Origin of the sequence: Sneathiella sp. (assembly GCF_047631475.1) — a bacterium.
Classification (GTDB): Bacteria; Pseudomonadota; Alphaproteobacteria; order Sneathiellales; family Sneathiellaceae; genus Sneathiella.
In genome coordinates this window covers 20,358-45,668 of record NZ_JBLHZT010000026.1, presented here as the reverse complement: position 1 = coordinate 45,668, position 25,311 = coordinate 20,358, and the positions used below count along the sequence as shown (strand labels likewise).

Annotated in this window: 24 protein-coding genes and 2 tRNA genes; 25 read left to right on the top strand and 1 reads right to left on the bottom strand. The window is 48.2% G+C overall.

The window, feature by feature from the left end:
• Window positions 1-24 precede the first annotated feature (24 nt).
• The 5 genes from clpP to ACJAYR_RS11735 all read left to right on the top strand — a co-directional run bounded on the left by clpP (window position 25) and on the right by ACJAYR_RS11735 (window position 5,291).
• Window positions 25-663, top strand: a complete 639-nt coding sequence (gene clpP, locus ACJAYR_RS11755; protein ID WP_169545625.1) for an ATP-dependent Clp endopeptidase proteolytic subunit ClpP — start codon at window positions 25-27, stop codon at window positions 661-663.
• A 221-nt stretch (window positions 664-884) separates the two neighbouring features.
• On the top strand, window positions 885-2,150 hold the full coding sequence (clpX, locus tag ACJAYR_RS11750) for an ATP-dependent Clp protease ATP-binding subunit ClpX (RefSeq protein WP_169545624.1): 1,266 nt from the start codon (window positions 885-887) through the stop codon (window positions 2,148-2,150).
• 109 nt (window positions 2,151-2,259) lie between these two features.
• Window positions 2,260-4,671 (top strand): endopeptidase La, encoded by a 2,412-nt coding sequence (lon, locus tag ACJAYR_RS11745; protein WP_169545623.1) that lies wholly within the window; start codon window positions 2,260-2,262, stop codon window positions 4,669-4,671.
• A 152-nt stretch (window positions 4,672-4,823) separates the two neighbouring features.
• Window positions 4,824-5,099 carry an HU family DNA-binding protein gene (locus tag ACJAYR_RS11740; protein WP_169545622.1) on the top strand — a complete coding sequence of 92 codons (276 nt, stop codon included), beginning with the start codon at window positions 4,824-4,826 and terminating at the stop codon, window positions 5,097-5,099.
• Between the two features lie 115 nt (window positions 5,100-5,214).
• Window positions 5,215-5,291: transfer RNA gene (locus ACJAYR_RS11735), tRNA-Val, on the top strand.
• Window positions 5,292-5,378: 87 nt separating this feature from the next.
• Here the strand turns inward: ACJAYR_RS11735 and ACJAYR_RS11730 are convergent.
• Window positions 5,379-6,239 (bottom strand): DMT family transporter, encoded by an 861-nt coding sequence (locus ACJAYR_RS11730; RefSeq protein ID WP_415236773.1) that lies wholly within the window; start codon window positions 6,237-6,239, stop codon window positions 5,379-5,381.
• Between the two features lie 76 nt (window positions 6,240-6,315).
• Here ACJAYR_RS11730 and ACJAYR_RS11725 point away from each other — a divergent pair, with 76 nt between their 5' ends.
• The 20 genes from ACJAYR_RS11725 to ACJAYR_RS11630 all read left to right on the top strand — a co-directional run bounded on the left by ACJAYR_RS11725 (window position 6,316) and on the right by ACJAYR_RS11630 (window position 25,242).
• Window positions 6,316-6,804 (top strand): MarR family winged helix-turn-helix transcriptional regulator, encoded by a 489-nt coding sequence (locus ACJAYR_RS11725; protein ID WP_415236772.1) that lies wholly within the window; start codon window positions 6,316-6,318, stop codon window positions 6,802-6,804.
• Window positions 6,805-8,128: 1,324 nt separating this feature from the next.
• Window positions 8,129-8,205, top strand: a tRNA-Asp gene (locus tag ACJAYR_RS11720).
• Between the two features lie 214 nt (window positions 8,206-8,419).
• Window positions 8,420-8,785 carry an NADH-quinone oxidoreductase subunit A gene (locus ACJAYR_RS11715; RefSeq protein ID WP_169545883.1) on the top strand — a complete coding sequence of 122 codons (366 nt, stop codon included), beginning with the start codon at window positions 8,420-8,422 and terminating at the stop codon, window positions 8,783-8,785.
• On the top strand, window positions 8,755-9,324 hold the full coding sequence (locus ACJAYR_RS11710; RefSeq protein ID WP_169545619.1) for a NuoB/complex I 20 kDa subunit family protein: 570 nt from the start codon (window positions 8,755-8,757) through the stop codon (window positions 9,322-9,324). The genes ACJAYR_RS11715 and ACJAYR_RS11710 overlap by 31 nt, the downstream gene beginning before the upstream one ends.
• 21 nt (window positions 9,325-9,345) lie before the next feature.
• Window positions 9,346-9,954, top strand: a complete 609-nt coding sequence (locus tag ACJAYR_RS11705; protein ID WP_415236771.1) for an NADH-quinone oxidoreductase subunit C — start codon at window positions 9,346-9,348, stop codon at window positions 9,952-9,954.
• Entirely contained in the window at window positions 9,954-11,132 is a 1,179-nt protein-coding gene (locus ACJAYR_RS11700; RefSeq protein ID WP_415236770.1) for an NADH-quinone oxidoreductase subunit D, read from the top strand. Before ACJAYR_RS11705 ends, ACJAYR_RS11700 begins: the two co-directional genes overlap by 1 nt.
• A complete protein-coding gene (gene nuoE / locus ACJAYR_RS11695) occupies window positions 11,129-11,731 on the top strand; it encodes an NADH-quinone oxidoreductase subunit NuoE (RefSeq protein ID WP_169545616.1) in 603 nt (200 codons plus the stop codon). Before ACJAYR_RS11700 ends, nuoE begins: the two co-directional genes overlap by 4 nt.
• Window positions 11,731-13,011: an NADH-quinone oxidoreductase subunit NuoF gene (nuoF, locus tag ACJAYR_RS11690; protein WP_415236769.1), complete on the top strand. Its 1,281-nt coding sequence runs from the start codon at window positions 11,731-11,733 to the stop codon at window positions 13,009-13,011. Before nuoE ends, nuoF begins: the two co-directional genes overlap by 1 nt.
• Window positions 13,012-13,037: 26 nt before the next feature.
• Window positions 13,038-15,101 (top strand): NADH-quinone oxidoreductase subunit NuoG, encoded by a 2,064-nt coding sequence (gene nuoG / locus ACJAYR_RS11685; RefSeq protein ID WP_415236768.1) that lies wholly within the window; start codon window positions 13,038-13,040, stop codon window positions 15,099-15,101.
• Window positions 15,094-16,182 (top strand): NADH-quinone oxidoreductase subunit NuoH, encoded by a 1,089-nt coding sequence (nuoH, locus tag ACJAYR_RS11680; protein ID WP_415236767.1) that lies wholly within the window; start codon window positions 15,094-15,096, stop codon window positions 16,180-16,182. The genes nuoG and nuoH overlap by 8 nt, the downstream gene beginning before the upstream one ends.
• An 18-nt stretch (window positions 16,183-16,200) precedes the next feature.
• Window positions 16,201-16,689 carry an NADH-quinone oxidoreductase subunit NuoI gene (gene nuoI / locus ACJAYR_RS11675; RefSeq protein ID WP_169545612.1) on the top strand — a complete coding sequence of 163 codons (489 nt, stop codon included), beginning with the start codon at window positions 16,201-16,203 and terminating at the stop codon, window positions 16,687-16,689.
• Window positions 16,690-16,754: 65 nt separating this feature from the next.
• Entirely contained in the window at window positions 16,755-17,369 is a 615-nt protein-coding gene (locus ACJAYR_RS11670; protein WP_169545611.1) for an NADH-quinone oxidoreductase subunit J, read from the top strand.
• Between the two features lie 9 nt (window positions 17,370-17,378).
• Window positions 17,379-17,687: an NADH-quinone oxidoreductase subunit NuoK gene (gene nuoK, locus ACJAYR_RS11665; RefSeq protein ID WP_415236766.1), complete on the top strand. Its 309-nt coding sequence runs from the start codon at window positions 17,379-17,381 to the stop codon at window positions 17,685-17,687.
• Between the two features lie 14 nt (window positions 17,688-17,701).
• Window positions 17,702-19,633 (top strand): NADH-quinone oxidoreductase subunit L, encoded by a 1,932-nt coding sequence (gene nuoL / locus ACJAYR_RS11660; protein WP_415236781.1) that lies wholly within the window; start codon window positions 17,702-17,704, stop codon window positions 19,631-19,633.
• A gap of 3 nt (window positions 19,634-19,636) precedes the next feature.
• Complete coding sequence (locus ACJAYR_RS11655) at window positions 19,637-21,148, top strand: NADH-quinone oxidoreductase subunit M (RefSeq protein ID WP_169545609.1); 1,512 nt, start codon at window positions 19,637-19,639, stop codon at window positions 21,146-21,148.
• A gap of 7 nt (window positions 21,149-21,155) precedes the next feature.
• On the top strand, window positions 21,156-22,601 hold the full coding sequence (gene nuoN / locus ACJAYR_RS11650; RefSeq protein WP_415236765.1) for an NADH-quinone oxidoreductase subunit NuoN: 1,446 nt from the start codon (window positions 21,156-21,158) through the stop codon (window positions 22,599-22,601).
• On the top strand, window positions 22,598-23,377 hold the full coding sequence (locus ACJAYR_RS11645) for a biotin--[acetyl-CoA-carboxylase] ligase (protein ID WP_415236764.1): 780 nt from the start codon (window positions 22,598-22,600) through the stop codon (window positions 23,375-23,377). Before nuoN ends, ACJAYR_RS11645 begins: the two co-directional genes overlap by 4 nt.
• Before the next feature lie 11 nt (window positions 23,378-23,388).
• A complete protein-coding gene (locus ACJAYR_RS11640; protein WP_415236763.1) occupies window positions 23,389-24,159 on the top strand; it encodes a type III pantothenate kinase in 771 nt (256 codons plus the stop codon).
• Window positions 24,160-24,238: 79 nt separating this feature from the next.
• Window positions 24,239-24,673, top strand: coding sequence for a hypothetical protein (locus ACJAYR_RS11635; RefSeq protein ID WP_415236762.1), 435 nt, complete (start codon window positions 24,239-24,241; stop codon window positions 24,671-24,673).
• Between the two features lie 209 nt (window positions 24,674-24,882).
• Entirely contained in the window at window positions 24,883-25,242 is a 360-nt protein-coding gene (locus ACJAYR_RS11630; protein ID WP_415236761.1) for a hypothetical protein, read from the top strand.
• Window positions 25,243-25,311: the final 69 nt, after the last annotated feature.

Sequence of the window (25,311 nt, the reverse complement as noted above, 5' to 3'; positions counted from 1 at the left end):
TTATTATTTTGAGGAAGATGCGTGATGGTCGATGTGATTGATACTTATATGAACACTCTGGTCCCGATGGTTGTGGAGCAATCCGCAAGGGGAGAGCGGGCATATGATATTTTCTCACGTCTGTTGAAAGAGAGAATTATCTTTATCACCGGGCAAGTTCATGATGGCATGGCAAGCCTGATCACCGCGCAGCTCCTTTTCCTTGAAGCGGAAAACCCAAACAAACCGATTTCGATGTATATCAACTCACCAGGGGGTGTCGTTACCTCTGGTTTGGCGATGTATGACACCATGCAATATATCAAACCTGATATTGCAACGGTTTGTATTGGTCAGGCCGCTTCAATGGGCTCTTTCCTGCTTACAGCAGGCACAAAAGGCCAGCGTTATGCGCTGCCGAACGCCCGGGTCATGATTCACCAGCCCTCAGGCGGTGCACAAGGGCAGGCGACGGATATTGAAATTCAGGCTCGGGAAATTCTTAAAGTCCGGGCCCGCCTGAATGACCTTTATGTTCATCACACAGGCCAAGCCTTGGACGTTATCGAAAATGCGATGGAGCGTGATAACTTTATGACCGCCGACGAAGCCAAGGATTTTGGTTTGATCGATGAGGTGGTTTCCAAGCGCCCGGATTCTCTCGCGACCGATACATCATCATAATTGTTGCTTCACACATTATTTTAATTTTGTGAGCTTGTGCCTTTCTAGGGCCGATATTATCTAGATGTTAACGAAATGTTGAGGCCGTCTGTAATATGATGGCCTCTATGGGCAAGGAAGTCGTCATTTTCAGTACTTCGTGACAAGAATTACACATTCTTGTTGTCCACTGTCTGGTCGGCGGCTAATATGGAACTGCCCAAAGAATAATTGGAGTGCCTATGAGCAAAACGAGTGGCGGAGATTCGAAAAATAATACCCTGTATTGTTCCTTCTGTGGCAAGAGCCAGCATGAAGTGCGCAAACTGATAGCAGGGCCTACCGTATTCATTTGTGATGAGTGCGTTGAACTCTGCAAAGATATCATTCACGAAGAGCATAAAAGTACCCTGGTTAAGTCTAGTGATGGTGTGCCGACTCCCGTTGAAATCAGTGAAGTGCTGAACGACTATGTTATTGGTCAGAAGCATGCGAAGAAGGTTTTGTCGGTTGCAGTTCATAACCATTACAAGCGCTTGCACCATAGTGCCAAGTCGGATGATGTCGAATTGGCGAAGTCCAATATCCTGCTAGTGGGGCCAACCGGGTGTGGTAAAACACTTCTGGCGCAAACCTTGGCGCGGATTCTGGATGTTCCCTTTACGATGGCAGATGCAACAACCCTGACCGAAGCGGGTTACGTAGGCGAGGATGTTGAAAACATCATCCTGAAGCTATTGCAGTCAGCGGACTACAATGTTGAACGGGCTCAACGGGGTATCGTTTATATCGATGAGGTCGACAAAATTAGTCGCAAATCAGACAACCCATCCATAACACGGGATGTGTCCGGTGAAGGTGTACAGCAGGCATTGTTGAAAATTATGGAAGGAACAGTTGCATCTGTTCCACCGCAAGGCGGCCGTAAACATCCTCAGCAGGAATTCCTGCAGGTCGATACAACAAATATTCTGTTTATCTGTGGTGGTGCTTTTGCCGGTCTTGATAAAATTATCGGATCGCGCGGAAAAGACACATCCATTGGTTTCGGCGCCGATGTGCGTGGCGAAGAAGATCACAATGTTGGTGAATTGCTAAAAGGCGTTGAGCCTGACGATTTGACAAAATTTGGAATGATCCCGGAATTTGTTGGTCGTTTGCCAGTGCTTGCGACGCTTGAAGATCTTGACGAAGACGCGCTCGTTGAAATTTTGACAACTCCTAAAAATGCGCTTGTAAAACAGTATCAGCGCCTTTTCGAAATGGGGGATGTTAAGCTGACATTTAGCGAAGATGCATTGTCCGCGATTTCGAAAAAAGCGATCGAACGTAAAACTGGTGCACGTGGCCTTCGTTCAATCCTTGAAAATATCCTGCTAGATCCAATGTATGATCTTCCAACACTGGAAGGCGTTGAAGAGATCGTGATTAGTGGCGATGTTGTTGAAGGAACAGGACAGCCGCTCTATATCTATGCTGAGAAGCAAGACGCAACCAGTAGTGCTTAACTATTTTCGACTAAGGGGCGTTCCTGTCCCTTAGTCAATTTTTCCACTTCGGACGACCATCATTTGCCCATTTGCAAAGAATGGCGATGGTGTCTTTTAAGGCAACATAATGATCGACACACCTCATACTCAATCTTTTCCAGTGCTGCCTCTTCGGGACATCGTGGTGTTTCCTCACATGATTGTTCCGCTTTTTGTAGGCCGCGATAAATCTGTTCGGGCTCTGGAAGACGTGATGAAGGATGACAAACAGATCCTTCTTGTCGCGCAGAAAAATGCCAATCAGGATGATCCGGGCGAAGATGATATTCACCGCGTCGGAACCATTGCTTCCGTTTTGCAATTGTTGAAATTGCCAGATGGAACAGTGAAGGTTCTTGTCGAAGGTGTTGAACGCGCCCGTATTCATCACTTTACAGAGAACGAAGAATTCTTTCAGGCGCATGCGGAAGTTATCGACGATAAAGAAAATGAATCTGCGGAATTGGAAGCGTTGGCTCGTTCCGTTATTGCCCAGTTTGAGCAATATGTGAAATTAAACCGAAAGATTCCGCCAGAGGTCCTGGTTTCTCTAAACCAGATCGATGACCCGTCTAAACTTGCTGATACAATGGCGTCCCACATGGCGCTGAAAATTTCCGAGAAGCAGGAACTCCTTGAAATTGAAGGAACTTCTGAGCGCTTGGAGCGTGTTTACAGCTTGATGGAAGACGAAATCGGTGTTCTTCAGGTAGAAAAGAAAATCCGCAGCCGTGTAAAACGGCAGATGGAAAAAACTCAGCGCGAGTATTATTTGAATGAGCAAATGAAAGCCATTCAAAAGGAGCTGGGCGAAGGCGAAGATGGCCGGGATGAGCTGTCTGAACTTGAAGAAAAAATCAGTAAAACCAAACTGACAAAAGAGGCGAGTGAGAAATGCCAGCAGGAAATGAAAAAACTGCGGAGCATGAGTCCTATGTCAGCCGAGGCAACGGTGGTTCGAAATTATCTGGATTGGATTCTAGGAATTCCGTGGGGCAAACGAACCCGCGTTAAAAAGGATCTTGCGCTTGCAGAGAAAATCCTGAATGACGACCATTATGGCCTGGAAAAAGTAAAAGAACGGATTTTGGAGTATCTTGCTGTTCAGCAGCGGGTTCGCAAAATTCAAGGTTCTATTCTTTGCCTTGTTGGCCCTCCCGGTGTTGGTAAAACATCATTGGGTCAATCTGTTGCGAAGGCGACAGGACGTAATTTCGTGCGTGTTGCCTTGGGCGGTGTACGGGATGAAGCGGAGATCCGCGGTCACCGACGGACTTATATTGGCTCTATGCCAGGTAAAGTCGTCCAGTCCATGAAGAAAGCAAAGTCGATTAATCCCCTTTTCCTGTTTGATGAGATCGACAAGTTGGGGAATGATTTCCGCGGCGATCCATCTTCTGCATTGTTGGAAGTTCTCGATCCGGAGCAGAACACACATTTCGCCGATCATTATCTCGAAGTTGAGTATGATCTGTCAGAAGTTATGTTCATTTGCACAGCAAATTCCCTGAACATGCCGGGACCGCTTCGCGACCGTATGGAAATTATCAATCTGTCCGGTTACACGGAAGATGAAAAAGTAGAGATTGCAAAACGCCATCTGATCAAGAAACAGCGTAAGAACCATGGCCTGAAAGAAGGTGAATGGACGCTGACGGATGAAGCGGTTCGGGATTTGATCCGTTATTATTGCCGTGAAGCGGGCGTTCGTAATTTGGAACGTGAAATTGCGAAACTGGCGCGTAAGGCCGTTAAAGAGATCATTACCGATGGAACCAAATCCATCACGGTTACACCGGAAAATCTAGAAACCTATGCTGGCGTTCGCCGTCATCGGTTCGGTGAAATCGAAGAAGAAGATCGCGTCGGTCTGGTAACCGGACTTGCCTGGACAGAAGTTGGCGGCGAATTGCTGACAATTGAAGCGGTTAAGCTTTATGGTAAAGGCCGGATGCAAATCACGGGTAAACTTGGCGATGTGATGCAGGAATCTGTTCAGGCAGCGAAAAGCTTCGTGCAATCTCGTTGTCTTGAAATGGGTGTTAAGCCAACAGATTTTGACAAACACGATTTCCATGTTCACGTTCCTGAAGGGGCAACCCCCAAAGATGGACCGTCTGCCGGTATCGCGATGGTTACCTCCATCATCTCTGTGCTAACGGATATTCCTGTACATAAAGACGTGGCGATGACGGGCGAAGTTACTCTTCGGGGCCGTGTTCTTCCGATCGGTGGTTTGAAAGAAAAACTGCTTGCAGCGTTACGTGGCGGTATCAAAACAGTTCTTATTCCTCATGATAATGAGAAAGATCTGGCAGAGATTCCCGATAACGTAAAAGAAGGGTTGGAAATTATTCCAGTATCTGACGTTAGTGAGGTGTTAAAAGTCGCTTTGACGAAGCCGTTAGAGCCTCTTAATTGGAGCGAAGAGCGTCTTGCTCAGGAGCTGGCCAGTGCTGCATCTGCACAAAAAGGAACAGACGGCCTAACAACGCACTAAGTTTTAATAAAATTCTCTGAAATGCGCAGAAAAGCTGGGGATATCTTTCATTTTCCCTTTGACCGAATGGAATGTGCGCTCTAGTATTCATCGGTCTTTTGTTGGAATACATGCGACGTAAAAAACGTCATTAAAACTAAAGGGGGCTTATAGTGAATAAGAACGATCTCGTTGCCGCGGTGGCAGAAATTTCTGGTCTTGGTAAAGCGGATGCAGGTAAAGGTGTTGACGCTGTACTGGAAGCAGTAACAAAAGCTCTGGCATCAGGGGATGACGTTCGTCTGGTTGGCTTTGGTACATTCAGCGTTGCTGAACGTAAAGCTTCCGAGGGTCGTAACCCACGTACAGGCGAAACTATCCAGATCGCTGCGTCAAAGCAGCCAAAATTCAAAGCTGGTAAAGCTCTGAAAGACTCTGTAAACGGCTAAAAACTCCCGTTTTTTCCGATAAAATGAGGCCAGACCAAAAAAAATGGTGCTGGCCTCTTTTTTTGTCTTCCCTTTGTGTTTCGGGCCTGTTATACACTGCCTCGCACCGTACGATGGGTGATTAGCTCAGCTGGTTAGAGCACCTCGTTTACACCGAGGGGGTCGGGAGTTCGAATCTCTCATCACCCACCATCATTTCAAAAAAGGCCCGCTCTTTGCGGGCCTTTTTGATTCTACGGCTCTCATCTTGGATGAAGGTTCAGTGCGCCGAGTGTACCTTTACGCAGGGCTCTTTTCCCGCAAGGTATATTGACCCCAGAATACGCTGCTTAGAATAATCAGTATTCCGGTGATTTGTATGCCGCTTAATACTTCTTCTAACAGAAGCCAGCCCAAAAGGGTTGCCGTTGTGGGGCTCAGAAATCCTAAAATAGAGACCGCTGAAGGGTGAATGAGTTTAACACCTCGCAACCAGATGACATAGGTAATGGCCCCACCAACCAATCCCAGATAGGCTAATCCCCAGATATTTCTCGTTGTTATTTCGGTTAATTCAGAGGGATTAAGAAGAAGGAAAGGGAGCAATAAAAGGCCTCCGGCCGTCAGCTGCCAAGCTGTAAAAGTTAAGGAGGATACAGGCGGATGCCACTTGCGGCTTAAAACAGTGCCCAAGGCCATTGAAACTGACCCCAAGAGCCCGGCAACGACCCCCGAAAAGTTTAGCGAGGCGTCTGGTGTTAGTATCAAAAGAGCAACCCCGATAAACCCCGCCAATACAGCAACCAATGACCATATTCTGATGGGGCTGCCTAAAAAATACCGCGCTGCAAAAATGACGATAAAGGGTTGAAGTGCGCCAAGAATTGCGGCTACCCCTCCCGGAAGACGGTGCGCTGCAAAAAAGAGCAGGGACCAGAAAATTGAAAAGTTTAAGGCGCCTAACAAAAACATTCTGGGGATCCAGATACCCTTCGGGAGTTCACGCACGAGTATCAACAACAACAAACCGGCTGGAACGGCCCTGAAAAACGAAATGGTCAAAGGGCTTAGATTGATCAAAAACTGTGTGGAAACAATATAGCTGCTACCCCAGATCATAGGTGCGAGTGCCGTAATCAGAAGAGTGCTGTTTTTATTCATTAGGTCCACACTAACATTCCATATTAAAAATCTACAATATCTTGACATCAAGATAAAATCCACTACCTATCAACGAATGGATGAGATTGATCACATAAGGCAACAATGGGCCGAGCAAAGACCCGAGTTTGATACGAAGCCGACAGAATTAATTGGTCGCTTGCTGCGGGTTTCCCAATTTATATCCCAGCAAATGGAAAACACTTTTGCAAAACATGGGTTGAACCAGGCAGGATTTGATGTCCTTGCGACTCTTGTCAGAGAAGGCCCCCCGCATTCGTTGACCCCTAACGGGTTGCTTGCGCGCATGATGGTCACTTCGGGAACGATGACCAACCGGATCGACCAGATTGAGAAGCAAGGGTTGGTGAGACGTCAACGAAATGACACAGATGGCCGAAGTGTGGTCGTGACCTTGACGGAAAAAGGCCTGACTGTCATCAATGCGGCACTTGAGGATCATCTGATTACGCAGGCATCCCTTGTCTCAACTCTAAATACAGAGCAGAGAGGGATGCTCACGGGCCTGTTGAAAGAATGGCAGAAAGGTTCGCAAATTCCTTAGGGATCTGTTGTAACGTGCCGCCAATAGACGAGGTGACGCGCACCCGCTTTTAGGGGGCCACCCTCTATTATGTGGCAGGCATCTATCAAGATCGAAAAACCACCGCTGATAATAAGCGATCGATCGGTCGTGAAACTGGACGCTCTGCATGCTTGAAACGACGCGATGCTGGCATTCTCTGCCGGTTGGACCATGTGGCTAAAGGTCTGTAGGTTCGCGGTCTGTGATTTAAAGCCAATTGTCGCCGCCTTGGCACCTTCCATTGATATCAGGGGATACCGGGTCGGAGTGTATCCTGCCGCAAGCCCAATAGGCCATATTCTGCGGCCCGTGACGTCATGAGGCGGGGAACCCTTACTTTGGCCGCTGCGTCAGCCGGTATTTCGCTATTCGACCAGTATGCACAATGAAGGGCGCAGTGAAGGGCAGGGCAGAGCATCTGGGTTCAGGAATTCACGGATATAGTGGAGGGCACCTAAAATGGCATTGGTCAGGGCCACGTTCATAACAACTTACCTTTCCAGTGCGGGCTGATCTGTAACGAGATCTAATTCCCCGGATATCCCAGAATTGAGAGGCCATATCTGGTCTACGACATTGCAGTTCGTTGTAATCAAAAGGGCGATCAGACGCACCCCTTAAGGCTAATCCCCAGCTGCCATAGTTTGCCTGACCGTCATTTGTCTTCTTTTTTAGGGATATGAGATTTGAAGTGAGTTCATCTGCGCGCCGGTAGGGCAAACCGCGCGTCTTTCCCGGTAATAAGGTTTACTGCAATAAGGTCGATGTCCGACCGTACGCCGATAATAAAAACCATTTTACCCGTTTATGTCGTTCTCAATCCCGTTTGATGTGTGGGGGTTTTGTTGCGGGATGAAATAAAACGGTGCGAAAAGGGGTGTACTTTTCGGATGCCGACTTGAAATTTGAATCGGGTCGGGATCCCTAACCGTGAAAATGAACGGGAACGTTAACCATGTGTGTCTAAATAGCAACGCTCGGATTCTATTAGAAAAATCACATTTTGACCTGTTTTGCAGCTTTCCTATTTTAAAAAAAAACTGGGTTTGAAGAAAACTGATTCAATTGGATTTGTGTGTGATTCAAAAAAATCGAGACTTTCTTTCTGTAACGACGGAAATAAAATCTTTTGAAGACCAATATAATTTGCCGAAGTCCCCCATATCAGAAAAGTAAACTATTCTGGACACCTTTAAAACTGCGATTTTCGCCTCTCTGAAACAGCGATGTAATTTTTCTTTCATTATTCTGTTTATGTTGCTTGACAGGTGGGCCCTCCTTCAATAAAACACGGCCTCACAGCGGGGGTGTAGCTCAGTTGGTTAGAGCGCCGGCCTGTCACGCCGGAGGCCGCGGGTTCGAGTCCCGTCACTCCCGCCACTTTCCCCGCTGTGAATTTTCCGATAGTTAATACATAATTAATGCGCCCCAAGTATTGGTATGCTTGGATTTATGCGTTAAAAGAATTTGGCGAAATTATGTTGCCAAGCGGCTATTTTTCCGTATAACCCAGCACTATAATGCGCCCGAAATTGAGCTAGAGGGAGTGACGTAAACCAGCGTCCATTTGCTGGAAATTGTCATTGTCGTTGATATGGAAGCACTACTTTTAGAATACTTGCCGATCCTGATTTTCTTGGGAATCGCCGTCGGTTTGTCCGCCGTTATCGTTATCGCTTCGATGATTGTAGCGGCTCAGCATCCTGATGCGGAAAAACTTTCTCCTTACGAATGTGGTTTTGAACCCTTCGATGATGCGCGGAATCAGTTTGACGTTCGGTTTTATCTGGTTGCCATTCTTTTCATTATTTTTGATCTGGAAGTTGCCTTCCTTTTCCCATGGGCTGTGTCCCTGGGCGATGTCGGCATGTTTGGCTTCTGGTCGATGATGGTGTTTTTGGGCATCCTGACAATCGGATTTGTTTATGAATGGAAGAAGGGAGCCCTGGAATGGGAGTAAATCCTTCAACAACGGGAATGCCAACAGCAATCCCAGGGGATGATCAAGACGATTTTTTCCGGGATTTGAGCAGCCAGCTTGATGACAAAGGGTATGTTGTTACACAAGTTGACAAATTGGTGAATTGGGCCCGTACCGGATCTCTTTGGCCAATGACTTTTGGTTTGGCCTGCTGTGCTGTTGAAATGATGCATGCCTGGCAGCCTCGGTACGACATGGAACGGTTGGGCGTTGTGCCGCGTGGGTCACCGCGTCAGGCCGACGTCATGATTGTCGCCGGAACGCTGACCAATAAAATGGCGCCAGCCCTTCGTAAAGTTTACGATCAGATGGCTGAGCCTCGGTATGTGATCTCAATGGGATCCTGTGCAAATGGCGGCGGCTATTATCACTATTCTTATTCGGTGGTTCGTGGATGTGATCGGATTGTTCCGGTTGATGTCTATGTTCCGGGTTGTCCTCCAACAGCAGAAGCCCTGGTTTACGGTATCTTCCAATTGCAGAAGAAGATTCGCCGGACCGGTACTTTCGTCAGATAAAGCGCGAAGATCGGAAAACAAATGGAAAACGCTTTAAAGGAACTTGGCGCCCACATCGCAGGTGAATTGTCATCCGAGGTGATATCGACTGAAGTCGCGCATAATGAACTTTTTATCGAAGTTCGTGCTGACGTCATTGATAAAGTGCTGGCTTTCCTTCGTGATGATTCGACATGTAAGTTTCAGGTTTTGTGTGATGTCTGTGGCGTCGACTATCCTGAACGCCCGCTGCGTTTTGATGTGGTCTACAATTTGTTGAGCCTCAGCAACAACCAGCGGATTACTGTGAAAGTTCAAACGGACGCGCGCACGCCTGTGCCGACCGTCGTTCCGATTTTCCCGACAGCCAACTGGTTTGAACGTGAAGCATGGGATATGTACGGCATCATGTTCTCAGATCATCCGGATCTACGACGGATGCTGACGGATTACGGGTTTGAAGGCCATCCCCTTCGCAAGGATTTCCCGCTTACCGGACATGTTGAGGTGCGGTATAGCGAAGATGAAAAACGCGTTGTTTATGAACCTGTCTCCTTGGTTCAGGAATTCCGTAAATTTGACTTCCAGAGCCCGTGGGAAGGAACTGAATATGTTCTTCCGGGTGATGAAAAAGCGACGGAGCAGGGCTAATGGCTGAAGTGCAAATTAAAAACTATACGTTGAACTTTGGTCCGCAGCATCCAGCCGCCCATGGTGTTTTGCGGATGGTTCTGGAACTGGATGGCGAGATCGTTGAGCGGGTTGACCCGCATATCGGCCTTCTGCATCGCGGTACCGAGAAACTAATCGAAAACAAAACCTACATGCAGGCCATGCCGTATTTTGATCGGCTGGATTATTCCGCACCGATGGCGCAGGAACATGTTTTTGTTTTGGCCGCCGAGCGTTTGCTTGGATGTGAAGTGCCTCGCCGGGGTCAGTTCATTCGTGTTCTGTATGCAGAAATTTCTCGTTTGATGAATCACCTGATGAATGTTTGCGCACAGGCCATGGACGTTGGGGCAACAACCCCGATGCTGTGGGGGTTTGTTGAGCGCGAAACGCTGATGGAATTCTACGAGCGTGTTTGCGGCGCCCGGATGCATGGCGCCTATTTCCGGATTGGCGGCGTTCATCAGGACATGCCTGCAGGTCTTGACGATGATATTCGCACCTTTATTGAAGGCTTCCCAAAGGTTTTGAACGATATTGAAACACTGCTGACTGAAAACCGGATTTTCAAACAGCGGAACGTTGATATTGGTGTTGTTAGCCAGGAAGAAGCCATGGCTTGGGGCTTTTCAGGCGTCATGCTGCGGTCAACAGGTCTGGCTTGGGATATTCGTAAGGCGACACCGTATGACGTTTACGGTGAGCTGGACTTTGATATTCCAGTGGGACTGAACGGTGACTGTTATGACCGTTATCTGATGCGTCTGGAAGAAATGCGTCAGTCTTTGAAAATTATGGAACAGTGTCTGGATAAAATGCCTGAAGGACCTGTTTTGAGTGAAGATCCGAAGATTGCTCCTCCGCGGCGGTCCGATATGAAGACCTCCATGGAAGCTTTGATCAATCACTTTAAACATTATACCGAAGGTGTTCGGGTGCCTGCTGGAGAGACTTATACGGCCATTGAGGCGCCGAAAGGCGAACTTGGTGTGTATCTGGTCGCAGATGGCAGCAGCAAGCCTTATCGCTGCAAGGTGAGGGCACCAGGATTTGCCCATCTGCAGGGCATGGACTTCCTCACACGGGGGCATATGCTGGCCGATGCGTCAGCTATTCTGGGTAGTTTGGATATTGTATTTGGCGAGGTGGATCGATGAGTCAGGTCATTAAAACTGGCAAGGCGTTTGAGTTTACGCCAGAGAATATTGAAAAGGCCAATGTCTTTATCGCAAAATATCCAGAAGGTCGGCAGCAAAGTGCTGTCATGCCGCTTTTGGATCTGGCGCAACGTCAAAATGAAAATTGGCTGTCAAAAGAAGCGATTGAATATGTCGGTCAGTATCTGGATGTTCCGTATATGCGTGTTCTGGAGGTTGCGTCCTTCTACACCATGTATAACCTGAAACCTGTTGGTAAGTTCTTCCTGCAGCTTTGCCGGACAACCCCATGCTGGCTTCGCGGATCCGATAATCTTGAGAAGGTTTGTAAAGACAAGCTCGGTATTGGAAACGGAGAAACGACAGAAGACGGAAAATTCACGCTTCTGGAAGTGGAATGTCTGGGGGCATGTGTTAATGCGCCGGTCATTCAGGTAAACGATGACTTCTACGAAGATTTGAACGCCGAGAATTTCGAAACTCTGCTTGATAAACTTGCTAAAGGCGACGTGCCCGATCACGGACCGCAGATTGATCGGATCAATTCTGCCCCAGTGGGCGGTCCTACGACGTTGCTTGAAAAAGCGGGAGACGCCTGATGCTTAAAGACCAGGATCGTATTTTTACCAACCTTTATGGACAGCATGACTGGCGTCTCGCCGGTGCGAAAGCCAGAGGTGTTTGGGACAACACCAAGAAACTCATGGAAATGGGGCAGGATGAAATCATTGAACAGGTGAAAGCCAGTGGTCTTCGGGGCCGCGGTGGTGCGGGTTTCCCGACCGGCCTGAAATGGTCTTTCATGCCCAAAGAATCAGATGGTCGTCCGAATTATCTGATCGTTAATGCGGATGAGTCTGAACCTGGTACCTGTAAGGACCGGGAAATCATGCGTTTTGATCCACATCGGTTGCTCGAAGGGTGTCTGGTCGCTGGTTTCTCCATGCGGGCAGTGGCTGCCTACATCTATATTCGGGGCGAGTTCGTCAATGAAGCCATTCATCTGAACGAAGCCATTCAGGAAGCCTATGCAGACGGCCTGATCGGTAAAAACGCCTGCGGCAGCGGATACGATTTTGACATTTATGTTCATCGTGGGGCCGGTGCGTATATCTGCGGCGAAGAAACAGCCCTGATTGAAAGCCTTGAAGGCAATAAAGGCCAGCCACGCCTGAAACCTCCTTTTCCAGCGAATGTTGGTGCCTGGGGTTGTCCATCCACAGTGAATAATGTGGAAAGCATTGCCGTTGGTCCTGAAATTCTGCGTCGCGGCGCTGACTGGTTTGCCGGTCTTGGCCGCCCGAATAATACTGGAACAAAACTGTTCTGTATTTCCGGGCACGTGAACAACCCTTGTAATGTTGAAGAAGAGATGGGTATTCCTCTTCGTGAACTGATTGAAAAGCATGCCGGTGGCGTGCGCGGTGGATGGGATAATCTGCTGGCAATCATTCCGGGCGGCTCTTCCGTTCCTCTTCTGCCTAAAAGCATCTGCGATGATGTGCTGATGGACTTTGATAGCTTGCGCGAAGTGCAAAGTGGTCTTGGAACCGCAGCCGTTATTGTGATGGATAAATCTACGGACGTTATCCGGGCAATCGAACGCCTGTCGCATTTCTACAAGCATGAAAGCTGTGGTCAGTGCACGCCTTGCCGGGAAGGTACCGGTTGGATGTGGCGCATGATGCAGCGTCTCGTGTCCGGAGATGCGGAAATTGAAGAAATCGATATGTTGATCGATGTTTCGAAACGTATCGAAGGTCATACAATCTGCGCCCTTGGTGACGCGGCTGCATGGCCAATTCAGGGTCTGATCCGTCATTTCCGCCCCTTGGTGGAAGAGCGAATCAAAAACAAGAAAGCCGTGAAAGCGGCCTGATTGGCACGCTACTTAAGGAGCGAAACATGCCGACACTTACAGTTGATGGTGTAGAAGTCACAGTCGAGAACGGAGCGACAATTCTGCAGGCTTGCGAAGAAGCAGGCGCAGAAATTCCACGCTTCTGTTATCACGAGCGGTTATCGATTGCCGGTAACTGCCGCATGTGCCTTGTCGAAATGGAGAAAGCCCCGAAACTGGTGGCTTCCTGTGCGATGCCTGCCGGCGATGGTATGGTCATTCACACCAATACAGAAAAGGTGAAGAACGGTCGCGAAGGCGCGATGGAATTCTTGCTGATCAATCACCCGCTGGATTGCCCGATTTGTGATCAGGGTGGTGAATGTGATCTTCAGGATCAGTCCATGGCGTATGGTTCTGGCAACAGCCGGTATCTGGAACACAAGCGTGCTGTTAAAGAAAAGAATATGGGACCATTGGTGAAAACCACCATGACCCGCTGTATTCACTGTACGCGCTGCGTTCGTTTTGCAACGGAAGTTGCCGGTGTTGATGATCTGGGCGCCTTGAACCGCGGTGAAAATACTGAAATTGTTACGTATCTTGAACAGGCTTTGAATTCAGAACTGTCCGGGAACATCATTGATCTTTGCCCCGTCGGCGCACTGACGTCTAAACCCTATGCGTTTACCGCCCGGCCTTGGGAACTTCGCAAAACGGAAAGCATTGACGTTCTCGATGCCGTCGGTGCCAATATCCGGATTGACTCCAAAGGTCAGGAAGTAATGCGTGTTCTTCCGCGTCTGAACGAAGATGTGAACGAAGAATGGCTCTCTGACCGCTCCCGTTTTTCATATGATGGTTTGAAACGTCAGCGTCTTGATACGCCTTATGTTCGTAAGGACGGCAAATTACAAGCTGTTGGCTGGTCCGAAGCATTGTCCGTCGTTGCTGAGAAGCTGAATGCGACAGAGGCGTCAAAAGTCGGTGCCATTGCGGGAGATCTAGCTTGTGCAGAAAGCATGAAAGCGCTTAAAGATCTGATGGATGCCTTTGACGTCAAAAATATTGACTGTCGTCAGGATGGCGCCGCTCTGGACCCGTCAAACCGGTCCTCTTATCTTTTCAATACAACAATTGCTGGAATTGAAGAGGCAGATGCTCTGTTGATCGTCGGCTCAAACCCACGGGTTGAAGCGGCGCTTCTGAATGCCCGCATCCGCAAGCGGTGGAAAAAAGGAAACTTCCCTATCGCTTTGATCGGAGAGCAGGCGGACCTCACTTACAATCACGAGTATCTGGGAGCCGGTGCGTCTACGTTGCAGGAAGTTGCTGATGGCAAACATTCGTTTTCAGAGGTTCTGAAAAAAGCCGAGCGGCCGATGATTATCTTGGGTCAGGGCGCGCTGAACAGAGCAGACGGCTCGGCGGTTTTGGCGTTGGCTAAAAAAGTAGCGGATGATTTCGGTCTCATTTCTGATGATTGGAACGGATTTAACGTTCTTCATACAGCCGCAGCCCGTGTTGCAGGTCTTGATCTTGGATTAACACCGGGTGAAGGCGGTAAATCAGTGGCCGAAATACTGGATGCAGCAGCGAGCGGAGACCTCGAAGTCGTTTACCTGCTGGGTGCCGACGAAATTGAAACCTCAAAGCTTGAAAAAGCCTTCGTGGTATATCAGGGAAGCCACGGTGATGCGGGAGCCCATGTGGCTGACGTGATCCTGCCAGGCGCTGCCTACACTGAAAAAGATGCCCTTTGGGTGAATACAGAAGGTCGGCCGCAACTTGGTAACCGGGCGGTTTACCCTCCTGGCGATGCGCGGGAAGACTGGACGATCCTTCGGGCGTTGTCTGAAGAAGCCGGTAAAACACTACCCTACAATTCCCTTGCTGAATTAAGGGGTAAGATGGTTGAAGCGGCTCCTCATTTTGCAGAGATTGATGAAGTTTCAAAAGCTGAATGGGGCGATTTTGGGACAGCCGGTAACGTGGACGATACGGCGTTTGTCAATCCAATCAAAGACAACTACCTGACCAATTCCATTTCACGGGCCAGTGGTATCATGGCCGAATGTAGTGCTGCTTTTGCGGCAGACAGCGAAGAGGGGACCGGCACCAATGGTTGAGTTCTGGGATACATATCTTTTACCGACATTGATCATCATCGGTAAGATCCTGCTGATTGTTGTGCCGATGCTCGTTGCGATGGCTTACCTGACTTTGTACGAACGCAAAGTCATGGCGGGCATGCAATTGCGCCGCGGACCGAACGTTGTTGGCCTTTTTGGTCTGTTGCAGCCTTTTGCAGACGGCGCCAAACTTTTCTTCAAGGAAACCGTCATTCCATCCGGCGCGAACAAGGTTTTGTTCCTGATGGCCCCAATGATTACGTTTTTCCTGTCCTTGATTGCATGGGCGGTCATCCCGTTTGATGAAGGCATGGTTTTGTCCGACATCAATGTTGGTGTGCTGTATCTGTTTGCGATCTCTTCTCTCGGTGTTTATGGCATTATCATTTCCGGTTGGGCGTCAAACTCCCGATATCCTTTCCTTGGGGCCCTGCGCTCTGCGGCTCAGATGGTATCGTATGAAGTCTCCATCGGTTTTGTCATTGTTACTGTGCTGCTGTGTGTGGGTTCGCTGAACCTTACGGACATTGTTTTAGCTCAGAAGGGCGATTTCGGACTGTTCAGTTGGTTCTTTGTGCCGCTATTCCCAATGTTCATCGTGTTCTTCATTTCAATTCTGGCGGAAACAAACCGGCATCCATTTGACCTTCCGGAAGCGGAAGCCGAATTGGTGGCAGGGTATCAAACAGAATATTCATCCATGGCGTTCGCTTTATTTTTCCTGGGTGAATATGTGAACATGATCCTGATGTGCGGTATCTGTGTTGTTCTGTTCATGGGCGGCTGGTTGCCGATCGTGGATATTGTGCCGTTCAATTGGATTCCAGGGGTTGTCTGGTTCGGTTTGAAAGTTGCGTTCCTGTTGTTTGTCTTTATCTGGGCGCGGGCTGCGTTGCCTCGTTACAGATATGACCAGTTGATGCGTTTGGGTTGGAAAGTGTTCCTGCCACTATCCCTGTTCTGGGTTGTTGCGACAGCAGGTTTCCTTGTGGCGTTTGATAAAGCACCAAAGGACAGCGATAGAATGAATGAGAAGGTGTCTGTTGTTATTGAACAGACGCTGGAAAAGAAAATTTAACGGTAAAGGCTTGTCATAATGGGCTTTATAGATAAACAGGCGCGTAGTCTGCTTCTTGGGGAAATTGTCTCCGGGTTTGCCATGACGTTTCGGTATATGTTTCGGACAAAAGCGACCATCAACTATCCTTATGAAAAAGGGCCGTTGAGCCCGCGTTTCCGGGGCGAACATGCATTGCGCCGTTACGCCAATGGGGAAGAGCGTTGCATTGCCTGTAAATTATGCGAAGCGGCCTGTCCTGCACTGGCGATTACGATTGATGCTGAACCGCGCGAGGACGGCAGTCGCCGGACGACACGGTATGACATTGATATGACGAAGTGCATTTATTGCGGCTTCTGTCAGGAAGCCTGTCCGGTCGATGCCATTGTGGAAGGTCCAAATTTCGAATTTGCGACCGAAACACGCGAAGAACTTTTCTATGACAAGGCAAAACTACTTGCCAACGGTGATCGGTGGGAGCAAGAGCTCGCTCAAAACCTGAACGCCGACACACCATACAGATAAGGTAGGATGAACGCTGTGTCTCCAGTGATCAAAATGTTGTCTTCATCAACAGGGGGGGGGAAGTAATGATAATCGCTACTCTTGCTTTCTATCTTTTTGCCATATTGACAGTTGCTGCCGCCTTTATGGTGATTGCGTCAAAAAACCCGGTTCATTCGGTACTGTTCCTGATATTGGCTTTCTTTAATTCAGCAGGCCTGTTTGTTCTGCTTGGCGCGGAATTCCTGGCGATGATCCTTGTGGTCGTCTATGTGGGTGCCGTTGCTGTCCTGTTCCTGTTTGTTGTGATGATGTTGGATATCAACTTCTCTGAACTTCGGCAGGGCTTTCTTCAGTATCTTCCAATTGGTGCATTGATCGGGCTTATCCTGCTTGTAGAACTGCTTCTTGTTGTTGGCAGCTGGTCCTTGTCACCTGAAGCCATCGAGCTTGCGACTGCGAAGGTGACAGCGGATAGCAACCTGACCAATACCGAGCAACTGGGGTCGCTGCTCTATACAGATTATGCCTACCTGTTTCAGGCTGCGGGCATGATCCTGCTTGTTGCAATGATCGGGGCGATCGTTTTGACACACCGTCAACGTGAAGGTGTTAAGAAACAGGTGATTGCCGATCAGGTTTATCGTCGGCCAGAAGAGTCAATGGCGGTTCGTAAAGTCGAACCCGGCCAAGGCATTTAGGAGAGCGAGATGGAAATCGGACTTGCCCATTACCTTACTGTGTCAGCGATATTGCTTACACTTGGTATTTTCGGGATCTTCCTGAATAAAAAGAACGTAATTGTTATTCTGATGTCGATCGAATTGATGCTGCTGGCGGTGAATATCAATCTGGTTGCGTTCTCTTCTTTCCTTGGCGATATGGTGGGTCAGGTATTTACCCTCTTTATCCTGACTGTTGCGGCGGGTGAAGCTGCGATCGGTCTTGCCATTCTTGTCGTTTACTTCCGAAACCGTGGATCAATTGCGGTTGAGGACATCCATCACATGAAAGGCTAAGGCTAGAGAAAATGATGTACGTCCTCATTGTATTCCTTCCTCTGATCGCAGCAATTCTGGCAGGCTTTTTTGGCCGTCAGATTGGCGTAAAGGGAAGTCAGATCGTTACCTGCGGTGCTGTTGCCATTAGTGCCATCCTGTCTTGGGTCGCCCTTATTCAGGTGGCTTTTGGAAGTGATCCGCAGACGGTTCAGCTCTTCACATGGATTTCTTCGGGCACGTTTGACGTGTCCTGGGTCCTGCGCATTGACAGCCTGACAGCAGTGATGCTGGTTGTTGTTAATACGGTTTCCGCTCTGGTTCACATTTACTCCGTGGGCTATATGAGCCACGATCCGCACAGACAACGTTTCATGGCGTATTTGTCACTGTTTACGTTTGCCATGTTGATGCTGGTCACCTCTGACAACTTTCTGCAGATGTATTTTGGCTGGGAAGGCGTTGGCTTGGCGAGTTATCTGCTGATCGGTTTCTGGTATAAAAAACCATCAGCCAATGCGGCCTCTATCAAGGCGTTTGTTGTGAACCGCGTTGGTGACTTCGGCTTTGCCCTTGGTATCATGGGCATTTATCTGGCTTTCGGATCCATCAGTTTTGATACTGTATTTGCGGCAGCGCCGGATATGGTTGGCCAAACCTTCGGTTTCCTTGGCTATGACGTTGATGTTCTGACGACAATCTGTTTGCTGTTATTCCTGGGTGCGATGGGTAAATCAGCCCAGCTTGGTCTGCACACCTGGTTGCCAGACGCGATGGAAGGCCCGACCCCCGTGTCTGCGCTGATCCATGCGGCGACGATGGTGACGGCCGGTGTCTTCATGGTTGCGCGTTGCTCGCCGATCTTTGAATTTGCACCAATCGCGCTTGAAGTTGTGACCGTTGTCGGTGCGTCGACAGCGTTGTTTGCAGCAACCGTTGGTCTGGTTCAAAATGACATCAAACGGGTGATTGCCTATTCAACCTGTTCACAGCTTGGCTATATGTTCTTTGCCATTGGCGTTGGTGCTTATCCGATTGCCATTTTCCATCTGTTCACTCACGCTTTCTTTAAAGCGTTGCTCTTCTTAGGGTCCGGTTCGGTTATTCATGCCGTGTCTGATGAACAGGATATGCGGAAAATGGGTGGCCTTGGAAAACACATCAAGATCACCTATGCCATGATGCTGATCGGTACTCTTGCTTTGACCGGGTTTCCGTTCCTGTCAGGTTTCTATTCCAAAGATGCGGTCATTGAGGCCGCGTATGCTGCTGGAACAGGTGTTGGTGAATATGCTTTCTGGTGTGGTGTGGCGGCTGCGGTTTTGACTGCTTTCTATTCTTGGCGTCTGGCGTTTCTTACGTTCCATGGTGAGCCACGGGCTGATAAAGAAGTTATGTCACATGTGCATGAAAGCCCGTTTGTCATGCTGTTTCCGCTCTATGTGTTGGCAATTGGTGCTTTGTTTGCAGGTTTCTTCTTCTATGGCCCGATGGTTGGCGACGGATATAAGGAATTCTGGGGAGATGCGATCTTTATCGCTCAAACCAATACTGTAATGACAGACTTCCATCACCCTCCAACCTGGGTGATTGCTCTGCCGATTATCGCAGGTTTCCTAGGCTTGCTGGTGGCGTTCAATATGTATATTCGCCGTACAGACATTCCGGTTCAGTTGGCAAAAACCCATTCTGCCCTGTACCAGTTCCTTCTCAACAAATGGTATTTTGATGAACTTTATGATGTCTTGTTTGTCAAAACCGCCCGTTGGCTCGGCAATAAATTCTGGACCTTCGGTGATGGTAGAATTATCGACGGACTGGGACCAAATGGTGTTGCGGCCCGTGTCGTTGACCTTGCCAAGCGGGCATCGGTTCTTCAAAGCGGATATGTTTACCATTATGCATTTGCAATGCTGATCGGTGTTGCAGCGTTCGTTTCCTTCTTTTTCCTCGCAGGTGGACACTAAGTCATGGCTGATTGGAATATACTCTCATTTGTGACCTTCTTTCCGTTAGCAGGAGCGTTAATGATCCTGCTTACCGGCGGTAAAAAAGAAGATGCCAACCGGAATGCGCGGCATGTTGCCCTTTGGACAACCGTTGCGACTTTTGCTGTTTCTCTTTTGATCTGGGTTTACTTTGACCCTTCTCAAGCGGGTTTCCAGCTCGTAGAAGATGCGGCTTGGCTCGGTGAAACCATTCGGTATCGGATGGGCGTTGACGGTATTTCGATGCTGTTCATCATCCTGACAACCTTCCTGATGCCCCTTTGTATTCTCGCCAGCTGGGATGCCATTACGGTTCGGGTTCGCGAATATATGATTGCGTTTCTGATCATGGAAACACTGATGATCGGTGTGTTCTGTGCGTTGGATATGGTGCTGTTCTACCTGTTCTTTGAAGCCGGTTTGATCCCCATGTTCCTGATCATTGGTATCTGGGGCGGTGCGAACCGGGTTTATGCAAGTTTCAAATTCTTCCTGTACACGTTGGTCGGGTCGGTTTTGATGCTGGCTGCGATGATCGCCATGTATCAGATCGCTGGTACAACGGATATTCAGGTTCTGATGGAAACTCAGTTTGCTAGCGAATTGCAGACTTGGTTGTGGCTTGCATTCTTCGCATCCTTTGCGGTGAAAGTGCCGATGTGGCCAGTTCACACTTGGTTGCCAGATGCACACGTTCAGGCCCCAACGGCAGGTTCTGTGATCCTGGCAGGTGTTTTGCTGAAAATGGGTGGGTACGGCTTTTTGCGGTTCTCAATTCCGATGTTCCCTGAAGCATCCGATTATTTTGCCCCAATGGTTTTCGCCCTGAGTGTGGTGGCTATTATTTACACGTCCTTGGTGGCATTGGTGCAGAAAGACATGAAGAAGCTGATTGCTTATTCCTCTGTCGCGCATATGGGTTTCATCACAATCGGTATTTTTACTTTCACCCAACAGGGGCTTGAAGGCGGCATACTGCAGATGATCAGCCACGGTATTGTCTCTGGCGCTCTGTTCCTGTGTGTGGGGGTGATCTACGATCGTATTCATACCCGCGAAATCTCCCGCTATGGCGGACTTGTCCATCGGATGCCGAAATATGCTGTGATCTTCATGATCTTTACGATGGCAACGATTGGTCTTCCCGGAACAAGTGGCTTCGTTGGCGAGTTTCTTATTCTGGTCGGAACCTATCAAGTCAGCACATGGACTGCTTTCTTCGCGACCACCGGTGTTATTCTGGGCGCAGCTTACAGCCTGTACCTGTATCGCCGGGTTGTTTTTGGTGAGTTGGTTAAAGAAGACCTGAAAAACATTCTGGACGTCAATAAACGCGAACTTCTGATTTTCGCACCCTTGATTGTTGTCGCAATGTGGATCGGCGTTTACCCGGAACCGTTTCTTAATATCATGCATGCTTCTGTGACGAACCTCATGGAACAGCATCAACTGGCGCTAGATGCCGCCAAAACAGCCGTTCAAGCGGCTAAATAGGTAGGATTTGACAATGGATTTGCATGACTTTTCAATCGCGCTTCCGGAAATCTTTCTGGCCTTGGCCTCAATGGCCTTGTTGATGTTCGGTGTGTATAAAGGGAAGGGGGCAACAAAGCCTGTTTCCTGGATGGCAACGATTTCCCTGATTATAGCAGCCGTTCTGGTGCTATTGGGCAATGGCAATTCAGCCGTAACTTTTAATGGTCTGTTTCAGGTCGACGTTTTCGGTTCTTTCATGAAGGTTCTTGCGCTTGGTGCGTCGGCATTGGCGATCATCATGAGCATGGATTTCAATGCGCGGGAGCGGATTGACCGGTTTGAATTCCCGGTACTGATCGTTATCGCGGCACTGGGTATGTTGCTGATGATCTCGGCCAATGACCTGATGTCCCTTTATCTGGGTATTGAGTTGATGAGCCTGTCGCTATACGTGACAGCGGCCTTCAGAAGAGACAGCTTGCGTTCAACAGAAGCGGGTCTGAAATATTTTGTATTGGGTGCGCTTTCATCAGGAATGCTGCTTTATGGCTGTTCTTTGATTTACGGCTTCACCGGGACAACAAATTTTGATCTGATTGCTCAGTCAATAACTGAAGGGCATGACGGTCCAAATATCGGCTTGTTGATTGGCTTGGTCTTCCTGGTAGCAGGACTGTGTTTCAAGGTTTCTGCGGTTCCTTTTCACATGTGGACACCGGATGTTTACGAAGGGGTTCCAACTCCTGTAACGGCTTTCTTTGCAGCCGCGCCGAAGGTGGCCGGTATGGCATTGTTTATGCGGGCGTTCCTGACACCATTTGGTGACATGGTCGATCAGTGGCAGCAGATTATTGTGTTCGTTTCTATTCTTTCCATGGTTCTTGGCGCGTTTGCGGCTATCAACCAAAAGAATATCAAACGCCTGATGGCTTATTCATCAATCGGTCATATCGGATATGCGCTCGTTGGTCTTGCAGCTGGCACCGAAGAAGGTGTTAAAGGCGTGCTTATCTATCTGACCATCTACGTTGTGATGAATATCGGAACGTTTGCCATTATTCTGTCCATGCGTCAGAAAGACGGCATGGTGGAAGACATCTCGCAGTTGGCTGGTCTGGGTAAATCCCGCCCGATGATGGCCTTTTTGTTGATGATCTTTATGTTTAGTCTGGCGGGCATTCCGCCGTTGGCCGGGTTCTTCGGTAAATTCTATGTGTTCGTAGCGGCTATTAATGCTGGCCTGTATGCTCTTGCTATTATCGGCTTGTTGGCGTCGGTCGTGGGTGCTTTCTATTATATCCGTATCGTTAAAATCATGTATTTTGATGATGAAGCAGAAGGCTTTGAACCTCTCACCAAAACATTGGCTGTTATTATGGGGGCGTCTGGCGTCTTCACGATGCTGTTCTTTGTGTATCCCGCTCCATTGCTGGCGGGCGCAGCTTCAGCCGCTGGAGCCCTGTTTCAGTGATCAAAGATCAGGGCGGCCGACCGGTTAATCTGCCGCCCTTTTTTACCCTTCATGCCTTTGACAGTATAGGCAGTACAAATGAAGAAGCGCGGGCACTTGCTGATAAAGGGGCCGTTGAAGGCCAACTGGTTTGGGCGCGTTCTCAAAATCAGGGTGTCGGTCGCAGAGGCCGAGGTTGGAGCAGCCCGGAAGGTAATCTCTATTGCTCCTTGATGCTTCGACCAAATTGTTCGGTTCAGGAAGGTGCTAAACTTTCCTTTCTTATTGCGTTGGCATTATACCGGTCGGCGAAAGACGTCCTGCCAGATCATGCGGATCTTTCCTTAAAATGGCCAAATGATCTATTGATTGATCGTCACAAGGTGGCGGGGATCCTCCTTGAAAGCAAAAGCGCGTCTGACGGTAATCTTGAATGGCTGGTCGTTGGAACAGGCGTTAATATTGCTTTTTTTCCCGAGCATACTGACGGATTGCCCGCGACATCATTCGAAAAACAGGGAAGCGATTGTTCTGTTGAGCAGGTTTTAGAACTGTATGCGGCTCATTTTTTGGATCTTTATCGTGTTTGGCAAAAGGATGGTTTCGAGCCTATACGCCGGGAATGGCTTCAATATGCCTCCGGGATGAAGAAGAAAATAACCGTCCGCTTGCCCAATGAAACTTTTAATGGAACATTTATTGATCTTGATACGGCGGGGGCACTTGTGCTTCAGTTAGAAGATGGATCACAAAGAATGGTAACGGCAGGAGAGGTCTTTTTTCTGCCTAATGATTAAGTGAGGTTCTCATGCTGTTGGCAATTGACGTTGGAAATACAAATATTACCTTCGCTGCTTTTTCAGGAAAAAGTCTCGTTAATGAATGGCGTATTGCGACATCAGGAACCCGTACAGCCGAAGAATATGGTGTCTGGCTAAGCCAGTCGATGGCACTGGATGACCTTAAGCTTATCGATATAAAAGATGTCATCATCGGAACCGTTGTGCCCGGTGCACTTTTCAACTTGAAGGGCATGTGCAAACGGTATTTTGGGTGTACACCGTTAGTGATTGGTGAGCCTAACGTTGACTTGGGGATGACCCCACAAATTGATAATCCTCAAGAAGCAGGCGCTGATCGTCTGGTGGATGCTGTGGCGGCGCATTCTAAATACGGCGGACCTCTTATCGTTTTGGATTTTGGGACGGCAACAACTTTGGACGTGGTGGATGAGCAGGGCAATTATGCTGGGGGGATTATTGCCCCTGGCGTTAATTTGAGCCTGGACGCCCTTCACAGCGCCGCGGCGAAACTCCCTCGAATTGCGATAGAAAAACCTCGGCAGGTTATCGGTAAGAATACTCTGGAATGTATGCAATCAGGTATATTCTGGGGATATATCAGCATGATTGAAGGACTGATCAACCGGATCCGGGAAGAATACGGGTTGCCGTTGAAAACAGTCGCAACCGGGGGATTGGCAAGCCTTTTTGGGCGGCATACGGATTATATTGATTTTATTGACAAAGATTTAACCCTAAGTGGTCTTGTCGAGATTTTTCATAAAAACAAGCTGTAATAGTTTGTGATTATGATTGTATATCAAGTGGTTATAAGAAAGTAGTTCCCAACCAACAACAATTGTGTGTAAATGGTTTATGGCGACAACTGGCTACAACTATAAAATTGATCTGATTGCCAACTGTATTTTTATTAAACATTACGGGTCGATCACCTTTGATAGCTTGCGGGAAAGATCAAATGATACTGGTGCTCACCCTGATCACCGACCGGGATTGAACAGAGTTCTGGATTTGACAGGATGCAGCATTGAGATTGATCCGGCTGGAATACGGGCCGTTGCTGGTTACATAAAAGAACAATCGGCCCTGCGTGGGACCTATACAGAAATACTTATCGTAGATAGTGCATTGGCGTTTGGTTTTGGACGCGTGATAAGCGGTTTGCTTGATGAAGATTTTGTGCGCTACCTTATTCTGTATGCGGACGCGCCGAATTTAGGTGCTGACGTTAAAAAAGCACTTTCTTTGGGGAACGATTATTTGTTTCCGGATTTTTTGGCCATCCGATAGCCTTTTTATAGTCCTGTAGCCTTTTTAGTTTGTGTCTTACAACCGATTTCTGTATGAAGTCCTGATTAAGGTTAATGCTAATATATAAAAATTTTGATATTTAAATTTTGAGTGGGCGTGTGATTAATTCAGGTTTTGAGTATTCTATAGTCAACGAAGCCAAATGCTTTTTCGTAAAGCACTACGGCGTTTTGACAAAAGAAATTTTAATGAACGGTAACAAGGCCGTGGCGGAGGATAGTGCTTATCGCAGAGGTCTGAACCGTTTGATCGATGTTTCTGGCTGTTCTTTGGACCTAAGCCCTGACGACATACGATTTTTGGCGGCCAAAAAATTGACAATTCAACATTCTGATGTGAGTTTTCGAGGGGCCTATCTTGTCGATACGACATTGGCCCATGGTGTTGCGCGCATGTTTAATTCACACACTGGTAAAGATAACAGCGAATATAAAATTTTTGATATAAACGTTATCAAGAATTCACAAGCCGTTCTGGATTGGCTGCATTTGCCGGAAATTGATATGGTGCCACCCTTTATAAGCCTGCGAAACTTGGGCTCTTCCTGAATTTCAGACTTTTTGTTTTTACCTGTTACTGCTAGTTATTCCTTTCTGCGCCTCTAAGTATTGGTTTTT